Annotated in this window: 19 protein-coding genes and 1 pseudogene; 10 read left to right on the forward strand and 10 right to left on the reverse strand. The window is 49.2% G+C overall.

Going from position 1 to position 20,643, the window contains the following annotated elements; genetic code table 11:
* Positions 1 to 33 precede the first annotated feature (33 nt).
* From LC073_RS06535 to LC073_RS06555, 5 genes are all read left to right on the forward strand, one after another.
* Positions 34 to 954 carry a glycosyltransferase family 1 protein gene (locus LC073_RS06535; RefSeq protein ID WP_226645195.1) on the forward strand — a complete coding sequence of 307 codons (921 nt, stop codon included), beginning with the start codon at positions 34 to 36 and terminating at the stop codon, positions 952 to 954.
* Between the two features lie 29 nt (positions 955 to 983).
* The gene (locus LC073_RS06540; RefSeq protein ID WP_226645197.1) at positions 984 to 2,996 is read left to right on the forward strand and encodes a capsular polysaccharide biosynthesis protein; all 2,013 of its coding nucleotides are present in this window, start codon (positions 984 to 986) and stop codon (positions 2,994 to 2,996) included.
* Positions 2,997 to 3,146: 150 nt separating this feature from the next.
* Positions 3,147 to 4,214 carry a phytanoyl-CoA dioxygenase family protein gene (locus tag LC073_RS06545; protein ID WP_226645200.1) on the forward strand — a complete coding sequence of 356 codons (1,068 nt, stop codon included), beginning with the start codon at positions 3,147 to 3,149 and terminating at the stop codon, positions 4,212 to 4,214.
* 712 nt (positions 4,215 to 4,926) lie between these two features.
* Complete coding sequence (locus LC073_RS06550; RefSeq protein WP_226645203.1) at positions 4,927 to 6,180, forward strand: capsule biosynthesis protein; 1,254 nt, start codon at positions 4,927 to 4,929, stop codon at positions 6,178 to 6,180.
* Between the two features lie 221 nt (positions 6,181 to 6,401).
* Complete coding sequence (locus LC073_RS06555) at positions 6,402 to 8,183, forward strand: DEAD/DEAH box helicase (protein ID WP_226645206.1); 1,782 nt, start codon at positions 6,402 to 6,404, stop codon at positions 8,181 to 8,183.
* 82 nt (positions 8,184 to 8,265) lie between these two features.
* Here the strand turns inward: LC073_RS06555 and LC073_RS06560 are convergent, their stop codons facing one another.
* Together LC073_RS06560 and LC073_RS06565 are read right to left on the reverse strand one after the other, a co-directional pair.
* Positions 8,266 to 8,805: a cytochrome b gene (locus LC073_RS06560; RefSeq protein ID WP_226645208.1), complete on the reverse strand. Its 540-nt coding sequence runs from the start codon at positions 8,803 to 8,805 to the stop codon at positions 8,266 to 8,268.
* A 105-nt stretch (positions 8,806 to 8,910) separates the two neighbouring features.
* Positions 8,911 to 9,843 carry a LysR family transcriptional regulator gene (locus LC073_RS06565; RefSeq protein ID WP_226645257.1) on the reverse strand — a complete coding sequence of 311 codons (933 nt, stop codon included), beginning with the start codon at positions 9,841 to 9,843 and terminating at the stop codon, positions 8,911 to 8,913.
* A 187-nt stretch (positions 9,844 to 10,030) separates the two neighbouring features.
* Here LC073_RS06565 and metE point away from each other — a divergent pair, with 187 nt between their 5' ends.
* Positions 10,031 to 12,262: a 5-methyltetrahydropteroyltriglutamate--homocysteine S-methyltransferase gene (gene metE / locus LC073_RS06570; protein ID WP_226645213.1), complete on the forward strand. Its 2,232-nt coding sequence runs from the start codon at positions 10,031 to 10,033 to the stop codon at positions 12,260 to 12,262.
* An 80-nt stretch (positions 12,263 to 12,342) separates the two neighbouring features.
* Here metE and LC073_RS06575 read toward each other — a convergent pair whose 3' ends face one another.
* A complete protein-coding gene (locus LC073_RS06575; RefSeq protein WP_226645216.1) occupies positions 12,343 to 14,394 on the reverse strand; it encodes an amidohydrolase family protein in 2,052 nt (683 codons plus the stop codon).
* Between the two features lie 14 nt (positions 14,395 to 14,408).
* On the opposite strand from LC073_RS06575, the gene LC073_RS06580 reads away from it, so the two are divergent.
* The gene (locus tag LC073_RS06580; protein ID WP_226645219.1) at positions 14,409 to 14,594 is read left to right on the forward strand and encodes a hypothetical protein; all 186 of its coding nucleotides are present in this window, start codon (positions 14,409 to 14,411) and stop codon (positions 14,592 to 14,594) included.
* Positions 14,595 to 14,685: 91 nt separating this feature from the next.
* Here LC073_RS06580 and pepQ read toward each other — a convergent pair whose 3' ends face one another.
* Entirely contained in the window at positions 14,686 to 15,999 is a 1,314-nt protein-coding gene (gene pepQ / locus LC073_RS06585; protein WP_226645222.1) for a Xaa-Pro dipeptidase, read from the reverse strand.
* 83 nt (positions 16,000 to 16,082) lie between these two features.
* Between pepQ and purU the strand changes: the two genes are divergently transcribed.
* Positions 16,083 to 16,919, forward strand: coding sequence for a formyltetrahydrofolate deformylase (gene purU, locus LC073_RS06590; protein WP_226645225.1), 837 nt, complete (start codon positions 16,083 to 16,085; stop codon positions 16,917 to 16,919).
* 66 nt (positions 16,920 to 16,985) lie between these two features.
* Positions 16,986 to 17,408: a hypothetical protein gene (locus tag LC073_RS06595; RefSeq protein WP_226645228.1), complete on the forward strand. Its 423-nt coding sequence runs from the start codon at positions 16,986 to 16,988 to the stop codon at positions 17,406 to 17,408.
* 44 nt (positions 17,409 to 17,452) lie between these two features.
* Here LC073_RS06595 and LC073_RS06600 read toward each other — a convergent pair whose 3' ends face one another.
* Positions 17,453 to 17,665 carry a hypothetical protein gene (locus LC073_RS06600; protein ID WP_226645231.1) on the reverse strand — a complete coding sequence of 71 codons (213 nt, stop codon included), beginning with the start codon at positions 17,663 to 17,665 and terminating at the stop codon, positions 17,453 to 17,455.
* 182 nt (positions 17,666 to 17,847) lie between these two features.
* Positions 17,848 to 18,273, reverse strand: a pseudogene (locus LC073_RS06605) (transposase).
* Positions 18,274 to 18,508: 235 nt separating this feature from the next.
* Here LC073_RS06605 and LC073_RS06610 point away from each other — a divergent pair.
* Positions 18,509 to 19,363 carry a transposase gene (locus LC073_RS06610; RefSeq protein ID WP_226645234.1) on the forward strand — a complete coding sequence of 285 codons (855 nt, stop codon included), beginning with the start codon at positions 18,509 to 18,511 and terminating at the stop codon, positions 19,361 to 19,363.
* A 262-nt stretch (positions 19,364 to 19,625) separates the two neighbouring features.
* On the opposite strand, the gene LC073_RS21905 is transcribed toward LC073_RS06610, so the two are convergent.
* Genes LC073_RS21905 through LC073_RS06625 form a run of 4 tightly spaced genes read right to left on the reverse strand, consistent with a single transcriptional unit; the run spans position 19,626 to position 20,391 of the window.
* Positions 19,626 to 19,928 carry a transposase gene (locus tag LC073_RS21905; protein ID WP_413231435.1) on the reverse strand — a complete coding sequence of 101 codons (303 nt, stop codon included), beginning with the start codon at positions 19,926 to 19,928 and terminating at the stop codon, positions 19,626 to 19,628.
* Positions 19,929 to 20,090 (reverse strand): helix-turn-helix domain-containing protein, encoded by a 162-nt coding sequence (locus tag LC073_RS06620; RefSeq protein WP_226645238.1) that lies wholly within the window; start codon positions 20,088 to 20,090, stop codon positions 19,929 to 19,931.
* The gene (locus LC073_RS21910; RefSeq protein ID WP_413231436.1) at positions 20,057 to 20,299 is read right to left on the reverse strand and encodes a helix-turn-helix domain-containing protein; all 243 of its coding nucleotides are present in this window, start codon (positions 20,297 to 20,299) and stop codon (positions 20,057 to 20,059) included. Before LC073_RS21910 ends, LC073_RS06620 begins: the two co-directional genes overlap by 34 nt.
* A complete protein-coding gene (locus tag LC073_RS06625; RefSeq protein WP_226645242.1) occupies positions 20,236 to 20,391 on the reverse strand; it encodes a hypothetical protein in 156 nt (51 codons plus the stop codon). The genes LC073_RS21910 and LC073_RS06625 overlap by 64 nt, the downstream gene beginning before the upstream one ends.
* Positions 20,392 to 20,643: the final 252 nt, after the last annotated feature.

The following is a 20,643-nucleotide window of genomic DNA, read 5'->3' on the forward strand; positions in this document are numbered from 1 at the left end:
GACTGTAAATTTTCCTGACCTGTTGGAGTATGAATGGAAGTAATCAGCCGCTGGATTATTGTAGAGGAAGGGCCAAATCCCTCGACAGATTACTTCGTAATTCCTTATTTGAAAAATCTGGGAGTGAATGTCAAACGCCTGACCTTTACCGATCTCCCCTCTGTTGATGAACTCAATGGAGCTCAGGTTATTTTTGTGCGCTACATATCTCATGCCTGGCAATCTCTAATACAGCAGAATCTAAATAAACTATCTGGCGTTTCAGTATTTCTAGATGATGATTTATTTGATTGGTCAGCGTTCTCCGGGATGCCACTCCGCTATCAGATTAAAATACTACGCTATAGCTGGTCTAAGCAGCGCTGGTTAAAAACCATTGGGGCAAAATTATTAGTTTCAACTCCATTTCTACAGAGAAAATATCGTCACTTGTCCCCTCAGCTATTGTCGGCCGAACCGCTGGATTTGGACAGAAAGCGGCCACTTTCTATTTTCTATCATGGATCGGCATCTCACAGTGAGGATATTAACTGGCTTTACCCCATTATTAGGCAGGTGCTAGAAGAAAACCAAAACCTGGATTTTGAAATTATCGGGGATAAACGAGTAAACCGTCTATTTCGTGGTGTGACGAGAGTACAAGTATTACATCCTATGAAATGGCCAACTTATTTGTCCATGATACAACGATCAGGCCGTTCTATAGGATTAGCTCCTTTGTTGGATAGACCTTTTAATAGGGCCAGATCCCATACCAAATTCTATGATATTACACAGGCTGGCGCGGTGGGAATTTATGCGGAAGGGGATATTTACAGCAGAGTGGTTCGCCATCAGGAGAATGGAATTCTACTGCCTATGCAACCATTAGCCTGGATTGAAGGCATTTTACAGCTGGCTGCTGATGATGCACTAAGAAAGAAACTATTGCTCGGGGCGCAAAAATGTCTGTAATTGGGCACTGTTCCCTGGGACTTCTCAGAATGCATACTTTGGAGCGATTTCTAGGCGCTAAGTGCCAATATGTAGTTTCAAGACCTAATGAAACTATTAACCAAATGATTGGATGGGGGCTTAAGCATACTGCAATTAAGGCAGAGCGAATTGCCTCTCGGACCGGACTTCCTTATTTTTGTATTGAGGACGGCTTTTTACGCTCCTTGGGGTTGGGAGTTGAGGGAGCTCAAGCCCATAGTTTGGTAGTGGATTATACTGGCATTTACTATGACGCCTCCCGTCCCAGTGACCTTGAAAACTTGATTAAAACTAGTAGTTTAAGTGTCGAAGAACTAAATCGAGCTGAAAAAGGACTTGGACTTCTGCGGACCCATCGATTGTGTAAATATAATAAGTCAGTTGATACACCCCTGGAACTAGCAGATAACCGCTCGGCAGTTTTGGTGGTGGATCAGACTTATGGCGATACATCGATAAGAGCTGGACTAGCTTCTGAAAGTCATTTCCATCAAATGCTACGAAGTGCTATTTCAGAAAATCCAGATGCCGAAATAATTGTCAAAATTCATCCTGATGTCATTTCTGGTAAAAAACGTGGTTATTTGCAGGCGCTTGCAGAACAAGAAGGCTGCAAAGTTATCGGGCAGGATATATCTCCTTGGTCGATGTTTGATCGTGTTGATAAGGTCTACGTGGTCACCAGTCAGTTGGGTTTTGATGCACTGATTGCTGGTAAAGAGGTGCATTGTTTCGGTGTTCCTTTCTATTCTGGCTGGGGGCTTACAAAAGACCGCCAATCTGTTGCAAGGCGCAATGTAGAACGAACATTGGCCGAAATTTTCTATGCAGCTTACTTTCGTTATTGCCGCTATATCAATCCTTATACGAACCGTAAATGCGAATTTGAGGATACATTGTCTCTAATAGTCGAACAAAAAAGGCAGTGGAAGCGCTTTCAAGGTATTTGGTTAGGAGTTGGGTTTTCGCCCTGGAAACGTAGTTTTATTCCTCATTTTTTAGGGGGGAAGTCTAGGGTTGCTTTTTCCAGGTCACTCAATAAGAGGCCTAAGGCTAGTCCTGGTACCAATATTTTAGTATGGGCCAACCGGGTTAACGGCTCCCTGGTTGAGCAATGCCAACTAACCCGATTGAATTTGTGGCGTATCGAAGACGGTTTTTTGCGCTCGGTAGGTTTAGGTGCCGATTTAGTTACTCCGATCTCTCTAGTGTTGGATTCTCGTGGAATCTACTTTGATGCACATAATCCTAGTGATCTGGAAACGCTCTTAAATAGTGTTAATTTCTCATCGATCATTTTGGCCCAGGCCAGGAAGTTACGGCATCAGTTGGTAAAGGATAGGGTGACAAAATATAATGTTGGTCGAGAAAAACTGCCCTGTGAGCTGGCACTCCCCAAGGATAAAAAGATAATTTTAGTTCCTGGTCAAGTCGAGAGTGATGCATCTATAGCCTGCGGCTCACCAGTTTTAAAAAGTAATTTATCTTTGTTGAAACAGGTGAGGGCGAAGAACCCTGATGCTTATATCATTTACAAACCTCATCCAGATGTTGTTTGTGGTGCACGAAAGGGGGATGTGCCAAAAGTTGCTGGATCTCTGTATAACACTTTAATTGAGTGTGGGGAGATTTCTCAGTTACTGGATAAAGTTGATGAAGTGCATACCATGAGCTCGTTAAGTGGTTTTGAGGCTCTGTTGCGGGAAATCAGGGTAGTAACGTATGGGTTGCCATTTTATGCCGGGTGGGGGCTCACAGAGGATACACTTCTTATTGATAGAGATAGCGAGGCATTCGATTTTCACGCTTTCAAGCTTCGGCGGCAGAGGAGGCTTAAACTGGATCAGTTAATAGCTGGAGCTCTCCTTCTCTACCCGGTTTATGTAGATCAAAGAAGTGGTGAATTTATCAATGCGGAAACTACCATCGAGATTTTAAAACAATGCCGCAAGGCCGATCGACGAGAGAACTTTATTTTAAAGGCATTTCGCTGGTATCGAAGTCAATTTTTAAAGTATTAAACACTGGTTCAGTAGATTGTCATCTATCAGTGACTCATTCTTGTATTGATAGGGGCAAATAAATCTTAGAATTGACACTCCTTTACAGTTTGTTTGTCAATATTGGGGCGAAAAAGCTTGTTTGAAACAGGCTCTAGTTTGGGGGCAATTATGCGTAATATGATTGGAATAGCCTGGAAAGTGCCAAAGTGGATATTTGAGTTATTTAGCTGGGGTAAGAGTTTTAAGAATAACCCTATATTGGGTAATTATCTTTTGAATCGCTGTGGGCTACATGTAACTCGAGTTATTCTGGCGCACTTGCTTTTTCGGTTTCGTCTATTGCTGTTATCTCCTTTGGTCTCCTCAGAGGATCGAAGGGAATTCATTCGTAATGGCTATTTGCTGAAGAAAAATTTTCTTTCGCACGAGGATTTTGAGTGTCTCTCCCAAGAACTGACTGAGCTGAGAGCCCCAGTAAGGGAAGTCATTGAGGGAACCACCATTACCCAGCGTGTCTTTATGGATTCAGAGGAAAGAAAAAAAACACCAAATTTCCAAAAATTATACACACATAAAAGTTTGGATCGGTTGATGCGCTACTGCTCGTCAAAGAACCGACCACCACTCTTTTATATCGAAAATCTGTGCAACCACGCGAATGTCACTCCACGCCCAGACCCGCAGCGGGATTTACATGCAGATACTTTCCACCCATGTGTCAAGGCATGGTTATATATGGATGAGTCATCAGATGATAATGGTCCATTTGTCTATGTCCCCGGCTCCCATCGGTTGACATGGAAACGCCTCAAATGGGAGTACGAACAGAGCCTGGAGGCTTGTAAGAAAGGCCCTAACCGTGCTCCAGGGCGTTACTGGGATGGCTCATTTCGTGTTAGTCCTGAGGAGCTGGTTAAAATGGGATATGAGGTAAAGAAGCTTTCTGTTCCAAAAAATACCCTTTTAATTGGCAATGTTTACGGTTTTCACTGTCGTGGTCGTGCACAGCAAAAGTCACACCGAATGACAGTTTGGATGCAGGCGCGGGATAACCCTTTTAATCCTTTGTTTACTCCTTTTCCAAAGTCCACCGCGTGGCTATTTGAGCGGGTATGGAAGAAAGCTTTGATGAAGATTGACTGTCGGAAAACTGAAGGGGGAGAACAAAGGAATTACTTTGGGACCCTTACTCGTGCAGAATGTTCCATAGCCTCTGAAATGGTTGGATCTGATTAATTTGGGACGAAGTGGGGTCAAATTGGATTTATCATGACTTTTCTTCCATATCTCCGAGTAAAAGACAGGGGACATTAGCCAAAAAGTAATAAAGTAACGGCTCTTTCTGCCTGCGCTCTGTTGCGTTATCTGTTGATAATTTAACCAGTTAAACTGAGGCCTAGCTTTTAGCCTTCCTCGTGTAATAGCTTGTCGTGGCATAATTTCCTATGCCATCTAGAATGGCGGGCTGTGAAGTGTGCCATACTCCCTTCCTGGAACAATCCTAATGAGCCTCCTGCTCTGCTATATAAAGCGAAGGCTAATGATGTTGTGTATGTTTCTTAAAAAGTCCGTTCCGTATCCTATTACTGGAATAAATTTTGAGTTTGTACCAGTTTGCTTGAAGCTTCGCTAAGGGCTTGATTCAAAAATCAAGCACACAAAGTTGTCTCTAAAGTTGGCTTTTGAGGGTATCGCCTGATGGATAAATTTGCAGTAATGTATTTTGACAGTTTCTTTAAGCATCTAAATTAGCGCCTACACCTTCAATGTTTGTTTTCTATTCGGAAATTTATGGGGTATTTAAACGATCAGGTTGGTTTTTGTGTGTGATGTATGCCGATACGGTTTCACTTGTGGTTTATCTATAGTGAGCTTCTGGTCGTCCCTATAATGTTTCTTCATCAAGTTTCAATGCACCCAGCAGGGTGAATCTGGAGTAGGCCTATTCATGTCTGTGGCAGTATTTCTACAGGGACCGCATGGCCCATTTTTTGCCAGCCTGGCAAAACGGCTCTCTCAGCTTGGTGTTGTCACCCATAAGATCAACTTTAATGGGGGGGATCGCTACTTTGGCTGGGGAAACGCCCAGGTGGATTTCACCGGTCGAGAAGTTGACTGGCCGGCCTTTTTCCGTCGTTATCTTTCTGAGTATAAGGTTGATGTAGTTTTTGCATATGGTGACTGCCGAAGACTCCATGAGAGTGCAAAGAAAGTATGCCAATCCATGGGGGTCGCTTTTATCGTTTTTGAGGAAGGTTATCTGCGCCCCGACTTCGTCACTATGGAGTGGGGCGGGGTCAATGCTTTTTCCTCTACCAATTGGTCTAAGCAGGCAATACATCAGTATCTACCTAGAGGCCTTACCCCAGCGTCGCCTGTTGGCCATACTTTTTGGCGACGAGCATACTTTGCATCCGCATATTATGTGGCGATGCGCCTTGCTCAAGCAGAGTTTTCCCGTTATCGCCATCACCGGAATCGCAGTTGGCTAAAGGAAGGTGTTTGCTGGCTTAGAAGTTTTTATCGCAAAGGGCTTTATAAGATTACGGAGCGCGGTCTTACCCGCCAGGTGACCAGAGAGTTCAGTGGCCGCTTTTACCTATTTCCCCTACAGACCTGTGATGATTTTCAGCTGCGCAAACATTCCGACTTGCTCTCAATCGAGAATGCAATAGATGTTGTGTGCAAATCTTTCGCGCGAAATGCTCCTGAAGATACAGCCATTGTTATTAAGCATCACCCCATGGATCGAGGCTTTTGCCATTATCAAAAGCTGATCAGTGTACTAGAAGCCCGCTATCAGATTAGGGGGCGGGTCATTTATTGTCATGACCTGCATCTTCCCACTCTGTTGGATCATGCAAAGGGAGTAGTGACAATCAACAGTACTGTGGGTATTTCTGCGCTGCTTCACAAGGTACCTACCAAGGTATTGGGACGCTGTTTATATGACTTGCCGGGCTTAACGCATCAAGGCAGTCTCTCGAGTTTTTGGGAAAAGCCAGAACCGGTGGATACCAGCTTTTTCCGGCGCTTTCACACTTACTTGTATGAACGCACACAAGTGGATGGCAGTTTTTCCAGGGGTATCAAATTTACCGTGGATGGAGTTTGTGACCGTTTACAGGAAATGGGTGTAAAGGGTTCTATTTTGCCTGTATCAAAGCCTGCTGGAACCGATGCCAAGACTGATGCCAAGTAAGCGCCGGGTGATTTTTTCACTTGGCCGCGCTCCCTTTGAGGCCCTCCCTCTTCTATATTCATCCTCTAGGTATGCTATCGACTTGTAGTAGATATGGCACACTTCAGTGGTCTGTTTAAAAAACAGGCTGATCTGGAACGTCTAACCTGTTAGACTGCGCGACCTTTTGACCCACCGCTCCGGTCCCGCGACAGGGACTTAGGCTTCAAGTGAATTCCGAAATGACCGATACCCCAAAACCGGCCGGCTTCGACCAGCTGGGCCTGCCGCCTGAAATCCTTACTGCCATTGAAAAACTAGGCTATGAGACCCCCTCTCCGATTCAGGCACAGACAATCCCCTCTCTGTTGGAGAACCGCGATGTACTGGGCCAGGCCCAGACCGGCACCGGCAAAACTGCCGCCTTCGCACTGCCATTACTGTCCAAATTGGACCTGAAAGACCGCCGCCCCCAAGCTTTGGTACTGGCGCCGACTCGCGAACTGGCTATCCAGGTGGCCGAGGCCTGCCAGGCCTATGCCTCCAACCTGAAAGGCTTCCACGTGGCACCGATCTACGGTGGTGCCGACTATCGTGGACAGATTCAACAACTGAAACGTGGCGTGCAGCTGGTGGTGGGTACCCCCGGCCGGGTGATGGACCATATGCGCCGCGGCTCCCTGGATCTCTCCAACCTGCGCACCCTGGTGCTGGATGAAGCCGATGAAATGCTACGAATGGGCTTTATCGACGATGTTCAGTGGGTATTGGAGCAGATCCCTGAAGAACGCCAGATTGCGCTGTTCTCCGCCACTATGCCTAAAGAGATCGCTCGGATTGCTCGAGAGTACCTTCAGGAGCCGGTTGAAGTCAAAATCCGCGTCAAGCAGGAGACCGCTGAGACTATCCGCCAGCGCTACTGGCCTGTTGGCGGTCTGCACAAGCTGGATGCACTGACCCGTATCCTCGAAGCGGAGCCGGTGGATGCCACGATTATTTTTGTGCGCACCAAAAACAGCACCGTCGAGCTTGCCGACAAACTGGCTGCGCGTGGTTTTGCCAGTGCCGCCCTGAATGGCGATATGGCGCAGAACCTGCGTGAACAGGTGATCGACAAGCTCAAGAACGGCAAGCTCGATATCGTTGTTGCCACCGATGTAGCAGCGCGCGGCCTGGATGTAAAGCGTATCAGCCACGTGATCAACTACGACATCCCTTACGATACCGAGGCTTATATTCACCGTATCGGCCGTACCGGTCGCGCCGGTCGCGAGGGCGATGCCATCCTGTTTGTGGCACCGCGCGAGCGTCGCATGTTGCGCGTTATCGAGAAGGCCACCAAGAAGCCCATTGAAAAGCTGGATTTACCCAGTGCAGCAATGGTCAATAGTGCCCGTATGCAGCGCTTCCGCGAGCGTATTACCACAACCCTGGAAGGCCAGACAGACTTGGCGCCTTACCGCCTGCTGGTGGAGGAGTTCCTCGCCCAGAATGAGGTGGACCCGCTGGATGTCGCCGCCGCTTTGGCTTCTATGGCCCAGGGTGACCAGCCGCTGCTGGTCAAGGAGCAAGAGCCCAAGCCGCGCAAAGAAAGAGAGCGCCGCGAGCGGGACGATGATTTTGACGGTCGCCGTCGCAAGAAAGAAGGTTTTGAAAAAGACCGCAAGATGCCAGGGCCGGATGAGGGGCTGGAGCGTTACCGTATCGAAGTTGGTCGCGAGCACGGTGTGCGTCCGGGTGGCATCGTCGGTGCCATTGCCAACGAAGTGGATCTGGATAGCTCCTATATAGGCCGTATTGAGATCTATGGAGACTTCACTACCGTGGACCTTCCGGAAGGTATGCCCAAGGAAATACTCCAGCACCTGAAGAAGGTGCGGGTGGCCGGTAAGCCGATGAAGATTTCCCGTTTCGATGAGGACGCGGTCAAGCCGAGAGGGAAACCCAAGGGTAAGCCAAAGGGTAAGCCACAGGGCAAGCCTAAGGGCAAGCCCAAGTTCAAACGGGATAATGGTGGGGAGTAATCTTTTCCCAGCGAATATCCAAAGCAAAAAACGGCGCTCATAGCGCCGTTTTTTTTATTCCGCAAGGCTAGGGTAGCTGTGCTTATCGTTGCGGTAGCATACGGGTCAGGGTGCTGTCGCGCATTACGAAGTGGTGCCAGAGCGCGGCGGCGATATGCAGTCCCACCAATACCAGCAGTGCCGGCCACAAAACATCCTTGTGCAGAAAAGCGAGCTGCTTGCCCAGGTCCGAGTTTTCCGCTAGTAAGCGCGGCAGGGCAAAGAGGCCGAAAAACTCTGTGTCCCTACCGAACAGCTGGCGCATTGCGATACCGGAAACCGGCATCGCCAATAAAACCAGGTAAAGAGCACCGTGGGTCAGGCTGGATAAGGCCTTTTGCCAGGAGCGGCCCTGAATTTGCGGGCGCTTGTGGCGCGCGCGCCAATAGAGGCGAACTGCCAGTAACATCAATATTGTGATACCCAGTGAGAAGTGCAGTCGCACAAACCAACCGCGCATCGGGTCGTCACGCTCAAAGAATTCGTGAAGCTCCACGGCGCCCCATACCGCCAGTAGTAAAATCACAAATAGCCAATGCAGGCTCTTACTCACTGAATTCCAGCGATCACTTGTAGTGGACATAGAACATCTCCTGTAAAGCAGCACCCAGAGTGGGCGATTAATTGTGGCGGGTGTGTGCACCCACTCCAGTTATTTGTTGCTGAAAGCAGTGGCATTAGCTTCTACTTAATTCGCCGCACGAATCCCATTTAGGTGGGTAAAACAGGTGTCCCGGGCGGTCTGCAGGAAGTCAGCGACATAGGCCTGCTCCAGCATTTCCTCGCGCACGGCGGCATAGAGAGTGCTCCAAAGCCCCTTTTCGCCTAGACGCAGCTGGGCCACAAATCCTTTTTGCAGATACTCGTGCAGGGCCCAGTTGGGCAGGGCACAGACACCGCGGCCACTGGCCACCAGCTGCACCATCATAACCGTCAACTCCGCCGTGCGCACACCTGCGGGCTCGACGCCGGCGGGTTCCAGGAAATTCTGGAAAATATCCAGACGCTCCCGTTCCACCGGATAAGTGATCTGCACCTCTCTGGCCAGCTCCTCGGGTTTAACCCAGCGGCGCTTGGCATCATCTTGCAGTAGTGGGTGTTTACGGCTGAGTGCCAGGCACATCTCAAAGCTGAACAGCGGTTGATAGTGAATGCCTTTTAAGTCCCGGTCCGGGTTGGAGGTGACCACCAGATCCAGATCACCGCGGGTCAGGGCTGGCAGCGGCGCGAAGTGAAAGCCGCTGCACAGATCCAGCTCCACTTCGGGCCAGTCGTCGCGATAAGTATTCAAAGCTGGCATCAACCACTGGTAACAGCTGTGGCACTCGATGGCGATATTCAAACGTCCCGATTGACCTGAGGCCAGTCGCGCCAGGTCCCGCTGGGCCAGTGCCGTGCGTGGCAATATGTCATCGGCCAGCTGCAGCAGGCGCAATCCGGCGCTGGTAAAGCGCAGAGGGCGGGACTTGCGCACAAATAGAGGCAGGTTGTGGCGCTCCTCCATTTCCCGGAACAGGTGGGATAGCGCCGACTGGGTCAGGTGCAGGCGCTCGGAGGCACGCACCAGGCTGCCGGTCTCGCGCAGAACCGAGAGAGCGCGCAGATGGCGAACTTCTATCATCATTAAAATTATTCATGTTTATGGCAAAAAATATGAAATTGATTGAATAACACTGCGGGCACACAATCAAGTCCGAAGCCTCACAAGTGGCGAAGCTGCTATTGGTAGATGCAGATGTCGCCGATAGGTGTAGGCAGGAATAAAAGGGCCTAGCCCCTCTCACAGGAACGGACTTGGAAAAGCAGAAATGGTGCAAACGCATATCCTCGGTTACCCGCGCATCGGCGCCGATCGTGAACTCAAGAAAGCCCAGGAAGCCTATTGGCGTGGTGAGATATCCCAACAGCAGCTATTAGAGGTTGGTGAGGCGATTCGCCGGGAGAGCTGGCAGGCCCAGGCGAGTGAGGGGCTCAATTTAGTGACGGTTGGTGATTTTGCCTGGTATGACCAGGTGCTCAATCACTCGCTGATGTTCGGTGTGGTCGCTGAGCGCTTTGCCGAAGGGGCTGCGAGCAATAAATTGGACCAGTACTTTCGTCTGGCCCGCGGGCGCGCGCCTTCCGGTCAGCCGGTGGCAGCGAGCGCTATGACCAAGTGGTTCGACACCAATTACCACTACCTGGTGCCGGAGCTTCACGAGAAGCAAGCCTTTACCCTGGATAGTGATTGGCTATTGAAAGAAGTACGCGAAGCACAGTCCCAGGGGCACAGGGTCAAACCTGTCATTATCGGACCGCTCACTTACCTATGGCTGGGTCGGGGTGTTGATAATGCCTTGGATTTACTCGCCAACTTATTGCCCTGCTATACAGAGCTGTTTTCCCAGCTTAAAAGCCTGGGGGTGGAGTGGGTGCAGATTGATGAGCCGATTCTCGGCCTGGATCTGCCAGAGCAATGGCGCAGTGCGTTTCACGATGTGTATGCCCGGTTCAATCAGGCTGTGGATCTGAAATTGTTGCTAACAACCTACTTTTCCCCGCTGCGGGAAAACCTGCAACTGGCCTTTTTCCTGCCGGTAGCGGGAGTACATATTGACTGTGTACGTGCGCCAGAGGAGCTTGCGCAAGCCGCGCAGTTGCTCGGTGAAGATCAGGTACTTTCCGCGGGCGTGCTGAATGGCCGCAATGTATGGCGAGTAGATTTGCCGAAGTGGCACTCACAGTTGAAGCCCCTGGCGGACCGTTTGGACGAGCGCCTATGGATTTCGGCCAGCTGCTCACTGCTGCACAGTCCGGTGGACTTGGATACCGAAACATCGTTACCGGCTGAGCAAAAACAAAATCTCGCTTACAGCCGTCAGAAGTTAGCGGAGTTGGCTCAACTGCAAAAACTACTGGCCGAGCCAGTTTCCTCAACTGAATCCAGTGTAAAGAATCCTGTACCCGGCAACTCTATCACCGAACGCTTACAAGATAGTTGGCGGGCACAACGCTATCAGGAGCGCGCGGTGCTACAGGAAAAACGCTGGCAGTTGCCACTGTTGCCCACCACGACTATCGGTTCCTTCCCGCAAACGGACCTATTGCGCAAGGTGCGACGCCAATATCGTAGCGGCGAGATCAGTGAATCGGATTACACCCAGCATTTGCGCGCGGAAATTGCTGAGGCGATCCGTCGCCAGGAAATTCTTGGCTTGGACGTGTTGGTACACGGCGAAGCCGAGCGCAACGATATGGTGGAGTATTTTGGCGAGCAACTGCAGGGATTTGTGCATACTGGCAACGGTTGGGTGCAGAGTTACGGTTCCCGCTGTGTAAAACCCCCGATTATTTTCGGTGACATCTTCCGTCCACAGGCTATGACGGTGGAGTGGAGCCGCTATGCTCAGAGCCTGAGCCAACGGCCAGTAAAAGGCATGCTCACAGGTCCAGTGACTATTCTCAACTGGTCCTTCCCTCGCGAGGATATCCACCGCAGTGAAAGCTGCCTGCAGATTGCCGAGGCTCTACGCCAGGAAGTATTGGATCTTGAGAATGCGGGCATAGGAATTATCCAGATTGATGAACCGGCCTTACGCGAAGGGGTTCCCCTGCGGGAATCCGAGCATGCCGATTATTTTGCCTGGGCGGTGGGTTGCTTCCGCTACACCTGTAGCGGGGTACAAGCGGAAACCCAGATTCACACCCATATGTGTTATAGCAATTTCAATGCGATTATGGAGGCGATTGTCTCCCTGGATGCGGATGTCATTACTATCGAATCCGCCCGCTCCGACCTGCGCCTACTCAGTGCTTTTGCCGATAGGAACGGTGGCTACCCCAATGAAATTGGGCCGGGAATTTACGATATTCACTCTCCCAATGTACCCGAACGGGAGGAGCTGTTAGAGCGCCTGAAGAAAATTGCCGAGGTGGTGCCGATACAGCGACTCTGGGTGAACCCGGATTGTGGTTTGAAAACTCGCAGTTGGGCAGAGGTGGGGTCCTCGCTACTGAACATGGTTGAAGCGGCACGCACGGTGCGCAGCGAGTTTGCCTGATATTAGCAGTTAAAAAACCGGCAATCTTTTTGATTGCCGGTTTTTTAACTTTCCATTTTTTACTTGCTGCTTTGCCTTTTTTATTCAGACTTGGCTGCAATGGTGGTAGTACCATTTAATTCAAATGGCACTGAGGGGTGGAATGGCTTGATACCCAGGGCCTGATAAAGCTCATCCGGGCGATAGAGGTTTTGCCCCTCAATAACCAATGCGGTGCGACGCAGTGCACTGATATCTTCCAGTGGATTACCCTCAAGTAAAACCAGGTCCGCATTTTTACCCACGGTGATACTGCCGGTATATTGATCGGCTCCCATGACTTGGGCGGGAATCAATGTGGCAGTGCGCAGAACATCCATTGCGGGAATACCAGACTTGGCATAGAGCTCCAATTCGCGCAGCAGGGTAAATCCGGGAATACCATCGGAACCCGCTACCATAGTTACTTTGTGCTCATGCAGTTTACGCATCATTTTCAGCAGGGCATCGGCAGAGAGATCGTAATCATCCCGGTGCTCCGGTTTCACATCCAACTCGGCACCGACAAATGAGCGCTGAATATTCACCGGTAAATGGTCGGCGATATCTGCAAACTCAGGATCCACTTTGCCTGGTTGGCGCAGCAACATAGAGCTAAATACGGTGGTGGTGGCATCTACTACCGTGCCTTTTTTTGCGAGTTTATCCAGGAATTCACCAACTTCCGCACTTTCCAAGTCAAGCTCGTGGGCATGTTCGCCAATTTCGGTAAAACGCAGTTTTTTGCGGGTGTCGATCTTGCCCATAAAATTGAGGAACAGCATATTGATATGCTGGATTTCATCAAAGCCGGAATCCACCGCTTCCTCCGCAGTCATAAAGGCGGGAATATGTCCAGATAAACGCAAACCGCTTTCATGGATGTGTTTGGCTAAGGGAGCGATCCACTCAGGTTCCATGGAACTGTAAGTTTTTATCTGCTGGTAGCCGCGCTCCGCATACCAGTCTACGATTTCCTTGGCTTCTTCCAGGCTATTCGCGGTTTTACCCATGCGCATAGCATTTTCGCTTTCCCGGTCCATAAAGCCCGCGCGGAACAAGTCGCCGCCAATAATCTGTTCAGACTCATACATTTCGGAGATGCGCATAATATTTTCGTGGGTATTACCGATATCGCGTACATTGATAATACCGGCGGCCATATTCAGGGTGCCATCAGTGGGTGACAGATGTGCGTGCATATCCCACAGCCCGGGAATAAGGGTGTGTCCTTTGGCATCGATATGGGTGGCATTAGGGACTTTGATTGGGCGGCGGCTGATTTTTGTGATCTTGCCGTTTTCCACCAGTAGGTGGCGGCGCTTGTGCAGCTTGCCTTCTTCCACATCCACCAGATTGACGTTGCTAATCAGGATCGGCTGGATGGAGGCATGGGTGTATTTTTTGGCGATATCCTGCAAATATTGATCGGAAGCGGCAACCTGGCGCTCTTTGAGCTGTTGCAGATGGGATTTATCCCAGCCCTTGCGCAATATAGCGAACCAGCTTCCTTCATCGGCGGCAAACAGATCTCCGGACTCGTCGTACCAAGCGAGACCAGGAGTAAAACCGAGACCACTCACACCGTAGAGATATGCAGTTTTTTCCTCATCACCCTGCTTAAGGGTGAGTTGATCAAGTTTGTGTAGCTGGGCCTGGCCTTGGGGTAGCAAACCTATGCTGTGATCCTTGTCGGCGAGTAGCGCTTTTACCAGCTGGGTTTGCACGGCTAGGGTCGAATTTTTGGGAATATAAAACTGCGCTTCGGAAGTTTTTGCACTACCGTGTTCATCGGAGCCTTGCCAAGTGGCTACACCATCTTTAATTGTAAATTCTTCGTTAACGGGTGCGCCAAAAGGGCTGATACCTTCAATGTGGACTTGCTCGGGCATTTTGGCTGCGCCGATGGTGAAACTCTCTTTAAGGTTCAGTCGGCGATTATTCCAGCCGAGCTTTAATTCCCCGGAAATTTTCGAACCTTTTTGTTCGATCACCTCGCTGCCAGCGATACCTTCTTTGTCGTAAAAGACATATTCGATCGATTTCGCATAGGTGGAATTGGCAGCGGTAAATACTGCGGCGGCGACCAGTGTTGCTAGCTTGGATTTTTTCATAGGGTGAACCCTGCTTGTTATTTTACGCAGGGGAGATTGGCTGTTTTTTTATGTTCAGGCAAGAGATGTCGAAACGCTGGATGGGCGCTTTTAGAGTAAATTCGGCAGAAGGATTAATTGGGGCGATAGGGCGTTGGAATAAACCTTACGGGTTTTTTATTTTATTAGCTGATAGTGTAGGAAAATCCGTGGGAATTTGACAGTCAGGCAGGTAACAAGACCTGCCTGACTGTTGCACTTTTGGTGGGAGCGAGAACCAGGGCGAATTAGAGTGTCTGCTTGCCTAAGGTATCAATGTTCCGCTTCGCAAGCACGGGTGAGGTTCTCATTTGCTTCGGTGCCCACCACAATATTGTCCTCGATACGCACACCGCCGTAAGGGCGGAATTCCTCCACTTTATTCCAGTTCACTTCGCTGGCAAGTGGAGAGGCTTTCAATTCCGTCAGTAGGTTATCGATAAAGTAGAGCCCCGGCTCAATAGTAAATACCTGATTTTCCTCAATGGTACGGCTGGTGCGCAGGAAGGGGTACTCCGCAGGTGGGGGCGTGGTGCCGCCATCGGGGCCACTCTGGTGGCCACCCACATCGTGTACCTGCAGACCGAGGAAGTGGCCCAGGCCGTGAGGCATAAAAGGTCGGGTTAACCCGGATTCCACCGCACTCTCGGCAGAGGTCTTGATGATATTGAACTGGGCCAGCAGCTCGCCGACTTTCAGATGGCACTGGCGGTGTAGATCCGGGTAGGGCAGGCCAGGCTTGAGGCCGTCCACCAGCTGCAGCTGCTTTTCATCCATTGCTGCCACCAGCTGGGCGAATTCACTGTCGGCATAGCTATAGGTGCGGGTGATATCCGCGCAGTAACCGTTGCAATTGGCCCCGGCGTCTATCAGAAAGGTCTTTAATTCTGTGCCGGGTAGCCGCTGGGTGGAGAGGTGCGTGTAGTGCAAAATGGCTGCGTGTTCGTTGAGGGCCACGATATTGCCGTACGGCATGGTGTTCTCGCCCTGGCCGGTAGCACTCAGGTAAGCCTGATTGATCTCGAACTCGCTGGCGCCGCCGCGAAAAGCCAGTTCAGCGGCTTGATGCCCTGCTACCGCAATGCGGTTGGCCTCACGCAGGCAGGCCACTTCATAAGGAGTCTTGTAGGCGCGCGCCCAATGTAGGCGGTTGATTAGGATTTCGGGATTCATCTCGCCGAGTGGCCATTCCTGGAACCTGTCGGCCTCGCCAATAAAGGCGGCGTTATCCGCGTTTAGGAATTCCCGAGCATCCGCTGGCATACTCAACAGCTCGATATCGTAGAACTCACTCCAGAAAGTCTGCGGAGCGGGCGGGACATAGTGCCAGAAGTCCACTGGGCGGTAGAACAATAGCTTGGGCTTCTGCCCGCGCCTATAGATCACCCAGCTGTTGGGGTTGTCCGTGATCGGTACCAGGGCTTTGAACTGGGGATTGACCTTAAAAGGGTAGGGGTTGTCATCCAGAAACTGCATCCTGGGTGCGCCGCTAAACACATTGAGAGTGTCGAAGCCGCAGGACTCCAATATGTCATCGTAGCGGCGGCACAGGGTGGCCATATGATCTGCGTAAAGGTTTTTATCCATGTTCTCCCCGGAATGGATCGCTGAATCGATAAGACGGCATAGTGTATAGTCTGAACTCTGGATATTTGGCCTGAAATTCGACCATGGAAAAGAAGATACTGCTAACCGACTGCCCTGATGATAAGGGCCTGATCGCGAAGATTACCAATATTTGCTACAAGCACCAGCTCAATATCATCAAAAATGATGAGTTTGTAGACCGCGCCGAAGGCCGCTTTTTTATGCGCACTGCCCTCGAAGGTATCTTCAATGACACGACATTCCTGGAAGACTTGGATATGGCCCTACCGCAGGGGGCCGAGCGGTGCCTGGTGTCCGCTGAGCGCAAGCGCTTAGTACTAATGGTGACACGAGAGCCCCATTGCCTGGGAGATATCCTCATGAAGTGCTACTCGGGTGCAATGGATGTGGAGATTGCCGCAGTGATTGGCAATTATCTAGATCTGGGCGGACTGGTAGAGAAGTTTGATATCCCCTTTCACTGTGTACCGGCACAAGATCTGGAGCGCAGCGAGCACGAACAAAAAGTGGCCGCTTTGGTGGATGAGTACAACCCGGATTACCTGGTACTGGCCAAGTATATGCGGGTACTCACCCCGGAGTTTGTCGCCCGTTATCCTGGCCGAATCATCAATATCCACCACTCCTTCCTGCCGGCCTTTATCGGGGCCAAGCCCTATCAGCAAGCCTATGAGCGCGGAGTGAAAATTATCGGTGCCACCGCCCACTTCGTAACCGATGACCTGGATGAGGGGCCGATTATTGAGCAGGATGTGATTCATGTGGATCATGCCTATTCGGCGGAATCCATGGCGGATGCGGGCCGCGATGTGGAAAAACTGGTTCTGTCCCGCGCACTGCAGTTGGTGTTGCAGGAGCGGGTATTTATCCATGGCAATAAAACGGTGGTTTTCAAATAATTCATTAAGTCTACGGAGGCGAGTTGCCTTTCGTGGAAGCTATTTATGGGCCAAAGAGGGCTAGTTGTGCTGAATAATAATAAATTTAACTTTTCCGTATTCCTATTGCCGTTGTCATTTTGCCTGACGTTTGTCCTGATATTGACAGGCTGCACCAGTAACAGTCCGATACCGGGGATGAAGGAATCCTTCGAAACTGAAGTTGCTCCTAATGGCGCCAAGCGTTTTACTTTCACCCTAAAAGGAAAGCAACGCGATATTCCGGCACCGGTAGTGGCAGGCTCCAGTGCGCAGTCCCGTATGCCGCGAGGGCCTATGGATAGTGGAGGCCCTTCGAGTCGTCGGGTGGAGGCTTACTTCGATTGGGCTCTGGAGCAGAAGATGCTGGAAACCGGTTTCTGCAAACGCGGTTATTTTGAGATTGAGCGGGTTATATCTGAATATGGGGGTGAAGTGCGTGGTGAATGCCGTGAGGGAGCTGGGGAATAAGAACAATATTTGTGGCGGTTAGATACCCGCCACAAATGATGCATTCAGAGAATTTTTTCCAGCGGTATTCCTACCTCTTTTTCAACCTCTTTATACTCCTCTTTGAGGAATTCAAGAAGCTGAGTGAGTTGCAGGTGGTGCTCTTCATAATCCGTTTTATCCCGAATTGTTTCACTGTTTAGAAAACCTTCTTGATATAAGGTGGCATCTCTAACGGCAGAAATTAGTAGTGGTGCCCAGGTGTTTGGAATCTCCATTGAATATCCATTTTCACAAAAAAGGACTTAGGGAAACTCTGAAAAATAGGCATCTACGCCTAGATTACGTTTCACGCAGGAAAAAAATGACTGCTTTTAGCCGAAATTCAAGTTTTCAACCGAATTTTACGCTATTTTCCTTGCCTGAAATCCGCATCTTGCGGATTTCAGCCACATTGGCCCTAGCTCAGCAGGTATTTTTTCCCAATCAACAGGTTGGTAAAGCCAGCCAGCAGGCTCATGCGTTGGGTGTTTTTCTTTAAACCCCGGTAGCGTACCTTCCCATATCCAAAAATATTTTTTATATATCGGAACGGGTGCTCTACTTTTGCCCTAATGTGGGCTTTGTTTTTTTCCATTGCTCGTAACTCATCCTGTCCTGGACGATGCCTTAAAAGGTTTGGCTTCTCTGCAATGTGCCACTCCATATTTCTTGACTTCAGTTCTTCGCGTTTCTCTGCACCGGTGTAACCAGAATCGTCCCAGACTCATTTTTCTTTGCCATGCAGCAATTTACCTGTCGCAGTTATGTCGTGCTCATTAGCGGCTGTTGTATCGATACTATGAATGAGCCCTAGAGTATCATCTGTACCAATGTGCATCTTCATTCCAAAATACCGCTGATTCCCTTTCTTGGTTGGTACATTTCTGGATCGCGTTTCTTATTTTTATTCTTAATCAATACTTCGGACAGTTTTAAGAAGTGAAATGGGTAGGAACCATGGGCAGGTGCTGAGAAAATAAGGTTCTCAAATCTAATTAACGCAGTACCTGCCCATGGAAGACGTAGTAAAAGCTATTTTCGTTCGAATGTCCAATATCAAAAAACCACAAAGATAGTTCATGCTCACACTATTTGCTGTACTGATGGTTTTCCAGGGGAAGGCGACATTTCTGAACATGGAGCGGTACAGTCTATCCAGTGAGAAGCGCTATCGTCGATGGTCTCGTCGGAATTTTGACTTCGTTAAGTTCAATGCAGAATTGTTTATGCAGACGTTCCCAAACGATCATGAATGCGTAGCTGCTATAGATGCCAGTTTTATCAATAAGTCAGGGAAAAAGACGGAGGGCCTGGGCTGCAGGTATTACAATGGTAGTGTCGGAGTCTCACAACGTGGCCTTGAAATCTCTATGATCAGCATCACTGACCTGAAGTCGAATACTGCCTATGTTTTGGATGCTCAGCAGACAATAGACGAAGAAGGCCGATCACGAATTGAGCTATATGCTAACCAAGCCGTTAAACTTGCACCAACACTCCTTGATCTTGATATTAGATATCTTGCTGCAGATGCCTACTATACCAAGGTGAAATTCATTTCGGCCATCATTCCAGCGGGGTTACACATCGTTGGCAAGTTGCGAGCTGATGCAAATCCGTTGTGGCTATATGAAGGCGTTTACAGCGGCACTGGATGCCCCTGTAAACACGATGGAAAGGTTGACTTTGTTGCCGACTCGGATCGTTTTGAACATGTTGGCGCTCTGGATGATTCGACTGAGGTTTATACAAAGGCTGTCTATGCCAGTTTTTTGAAAAGGGTTATTCGCGTTGTGATGCTGAGGTCGACTAACGGCGACAAAGAGAGTCACGCACTGCTGTATTCGACGGACACAGAACTGGATGCGATGACACTGATCGCCTATTACAAGTCAAGGTTTCAAGTAGAATTTTTATTCAGGGATACAAAGTAGCACACAGATCTAACTCACTGCCGGTCAACTCGAAAAGAGGCGATCAATCTGCATGTAAATGCATCATTAACGGTCCTAATTTTATTAAAAATTGAGGATAGAAAAATGAAAAAAGCAGACGAAGCAACGGTTATTTCAATTGCCAGCTGGTAGCGCCGCAAGTTCAACCAGTATCTCATGGGCAGACTTTTCAAAGAGTTATAATTGAACCTAAGATGTGGAAAAGTTACAGGCATTTACGAACGGTACAGTGACTACGCGGCTATAGCTGCATGAAACTGTCCGAAGTGTTGTTTTGGTCAGTCGCTTGAAAAAAATCGATTAATTGGTCAGCATTCATACTCCCCTCATATATTTGAAACCAGACAGTTCCTTGATTCGTAATCGCAGAAATTATATTTAGTGAAGCACGCTTGGCGTTCATTTTTACAATAAGCGTTTTTCCTTTTGGTGCATAGCCGCGCTCATGTTGGTAATCACTGTGAATTCCTGTTTCGTCGCTCCAGTAAATCTCCGCATTTTCCTGTTTCGCGCGATGCTTAATGCCTGGATAGCCTTCTTCCAGTCATTTTTTAACGGCTTTAGGGTTTTGCTCATAGGCCCGTTTGGCGGGCTTCTGTGGTGTAAAACCCCAGCGCTTCAGATAATCACCGACGGTACGAATTGGCATCTTTTTGCCATACTCGTGCTCAATCAGCTCCATGGCTGCCTTGCGTGTCCACAGCACGTAGTCAAGCTTGATCTGATCTGGCTGTTTGTCTGCGATTTGTTTTTGAAGATTTTTTCCTGCTCTGGTGTTAACCTGTGGTTTATGCCTTCAGGTCGGCCGCGCCTTTTAGAAGTTAATGTAGAAGTTAATGTTTTAAAGCCGCCTACTTTATAAGTATTGATCCAGTTTTGTATTGCTCGGCTGGAAACGTCCAGAGTTCGCGCAATTTCTGCTTATAGAGCCTGACTTCTTCCAAAGCTTCACAGCGGTTCTCTTCCAGCGCGGAAGTGGGTAATTTTCTTGCATCAATAATATCCATTTGGATATTATAACAGAATTATATTATCGCCGAGTTAATAATGTAATTTTTCCGCAAAAATTAGGTTTCCTCCGAGTTAAGTGAAAATTATTGATTTATTTTTTTGGGGGATGAATTTGTTGATGAATAATTGTAATTAACACATAGGTAAACCACCGCCTCTGGCGGTGAGACTTGACAGGGCTCTGCCGTTCCGGCGTGCAGAGTAAAAATATGGCCTCCATGAACCGGCAAGTTCTATAAGGAGGCCAT

The organism is Microbulbifer variabilis (assembly GCF_020524905.1).
In the GTDB taxonomy this organism is placed as follows: domain Bacteria; phylum Pseudomonadota; class Gammaproteobacteria; order Pseudomonadales; family Cellvibrionaceae; genus Microbulbifer; species Microbulbifer variabilis_A.

Excerpts from the sequence above, each read along its gene's own strand:
- LC073_RS06535 (WP_226645195.1), top strand. The coding sequence starts at position 34 with ATGGAAGTAATCAGCCGCTGGATTATTGTAGAGGAAGGGCCAAATCCC.
- LC073_RS06540 (WP_226645197.1), top strand. The coding sequence starts at position 984 with ATGCATACTTTGGAGCGATTTCTAGGCGCTAAGTGCCAATATGTAGTT.
- LC073_RS06545 (WP_226645200.1), top strand. The coding sequence starts at position 3,147 with ATGCGTAATATGATTGGAATAGCCTGGAAAGTGCCAAAGTGGATATTT.
- LC073_RS06550 (WP_226645203.1), top strand. The coding sequence starts at position 4,927 with ATGTCTGTGGCAGTATTTCTACAGGGACCGCATGGCCCATTTTTTGCC.
- LC073_RS06555 (WP_226645206.1), top strand. The coding sequence starts at position 6,402 with ATGACCGATACCCCAAAACCGGCCGGCTTCGACCAGCTGGGCCTGCCG.
- LC073_RS06560 (WP_226645208.1), bottom strand. The coding sequence starts at position 8,805 with ATGTCCACTACAAGTGATCGCTGGAATTCAGTGAGTAAGAGCCTGCAT.
- LC073_RS06565 (WP_226645257.1), bottom strand. The coding sequence starts at position 9,843 with ATGATAGAAGTTCGCCATCTGCGCGCTCTCTCGGTTCTGCGCGAGACC.
- metE (WP_226645213.1), top strand. The coding sequence starts at position 10,031 with ATGGTGCAAACGCATATCCTCGGTTACCCGCGCATCGGCGCCGATCGT.
- LC073_RS06575 (WP_226645216.1), bottom strand. The coding sequence starts at position 14,394 with ATGAAAAAATCCAAGCTAGCAACACTGGTCGCCGCCGCAGTATTTACC.
- pepQ (WP_226645222.1), bottom strand. The coding sequence starts at position 15,999 with ATGGATAAAAACCTTTACGCAGATCATATGGCCACCCTGTGCCGCCGC.
- purU (WP_226645225.1), top strand. The coding sequence starts at position 16,083 with ATGGAAAAGAAGATACTGCTAACCGACTGCCCTGATGATAAGGGCCTG.
- LC073_RS06600 (WP_226645231.1), bottom strand. The coding sequence starts at position 17,665 with ATGGAGATTCCAAACACCTGGGCACCACTACTAATTTCTGCCGTTAGA.
- LC073_RS06610 (WP_226645234.1), top strand. The coding sequence starts at position 18,509 with ATGCTCACACTATTTGCTGTACTGATGGTTTTCCAGGGGAAGGCGACA.
- LC073_RS06625 (WP_226645242.1), bottom strand. The coding sequence starts at position 20,391 with ATGGATATTATTGATGCAAGAAAATTACCCACTTCCGCGCTGGAAGAG.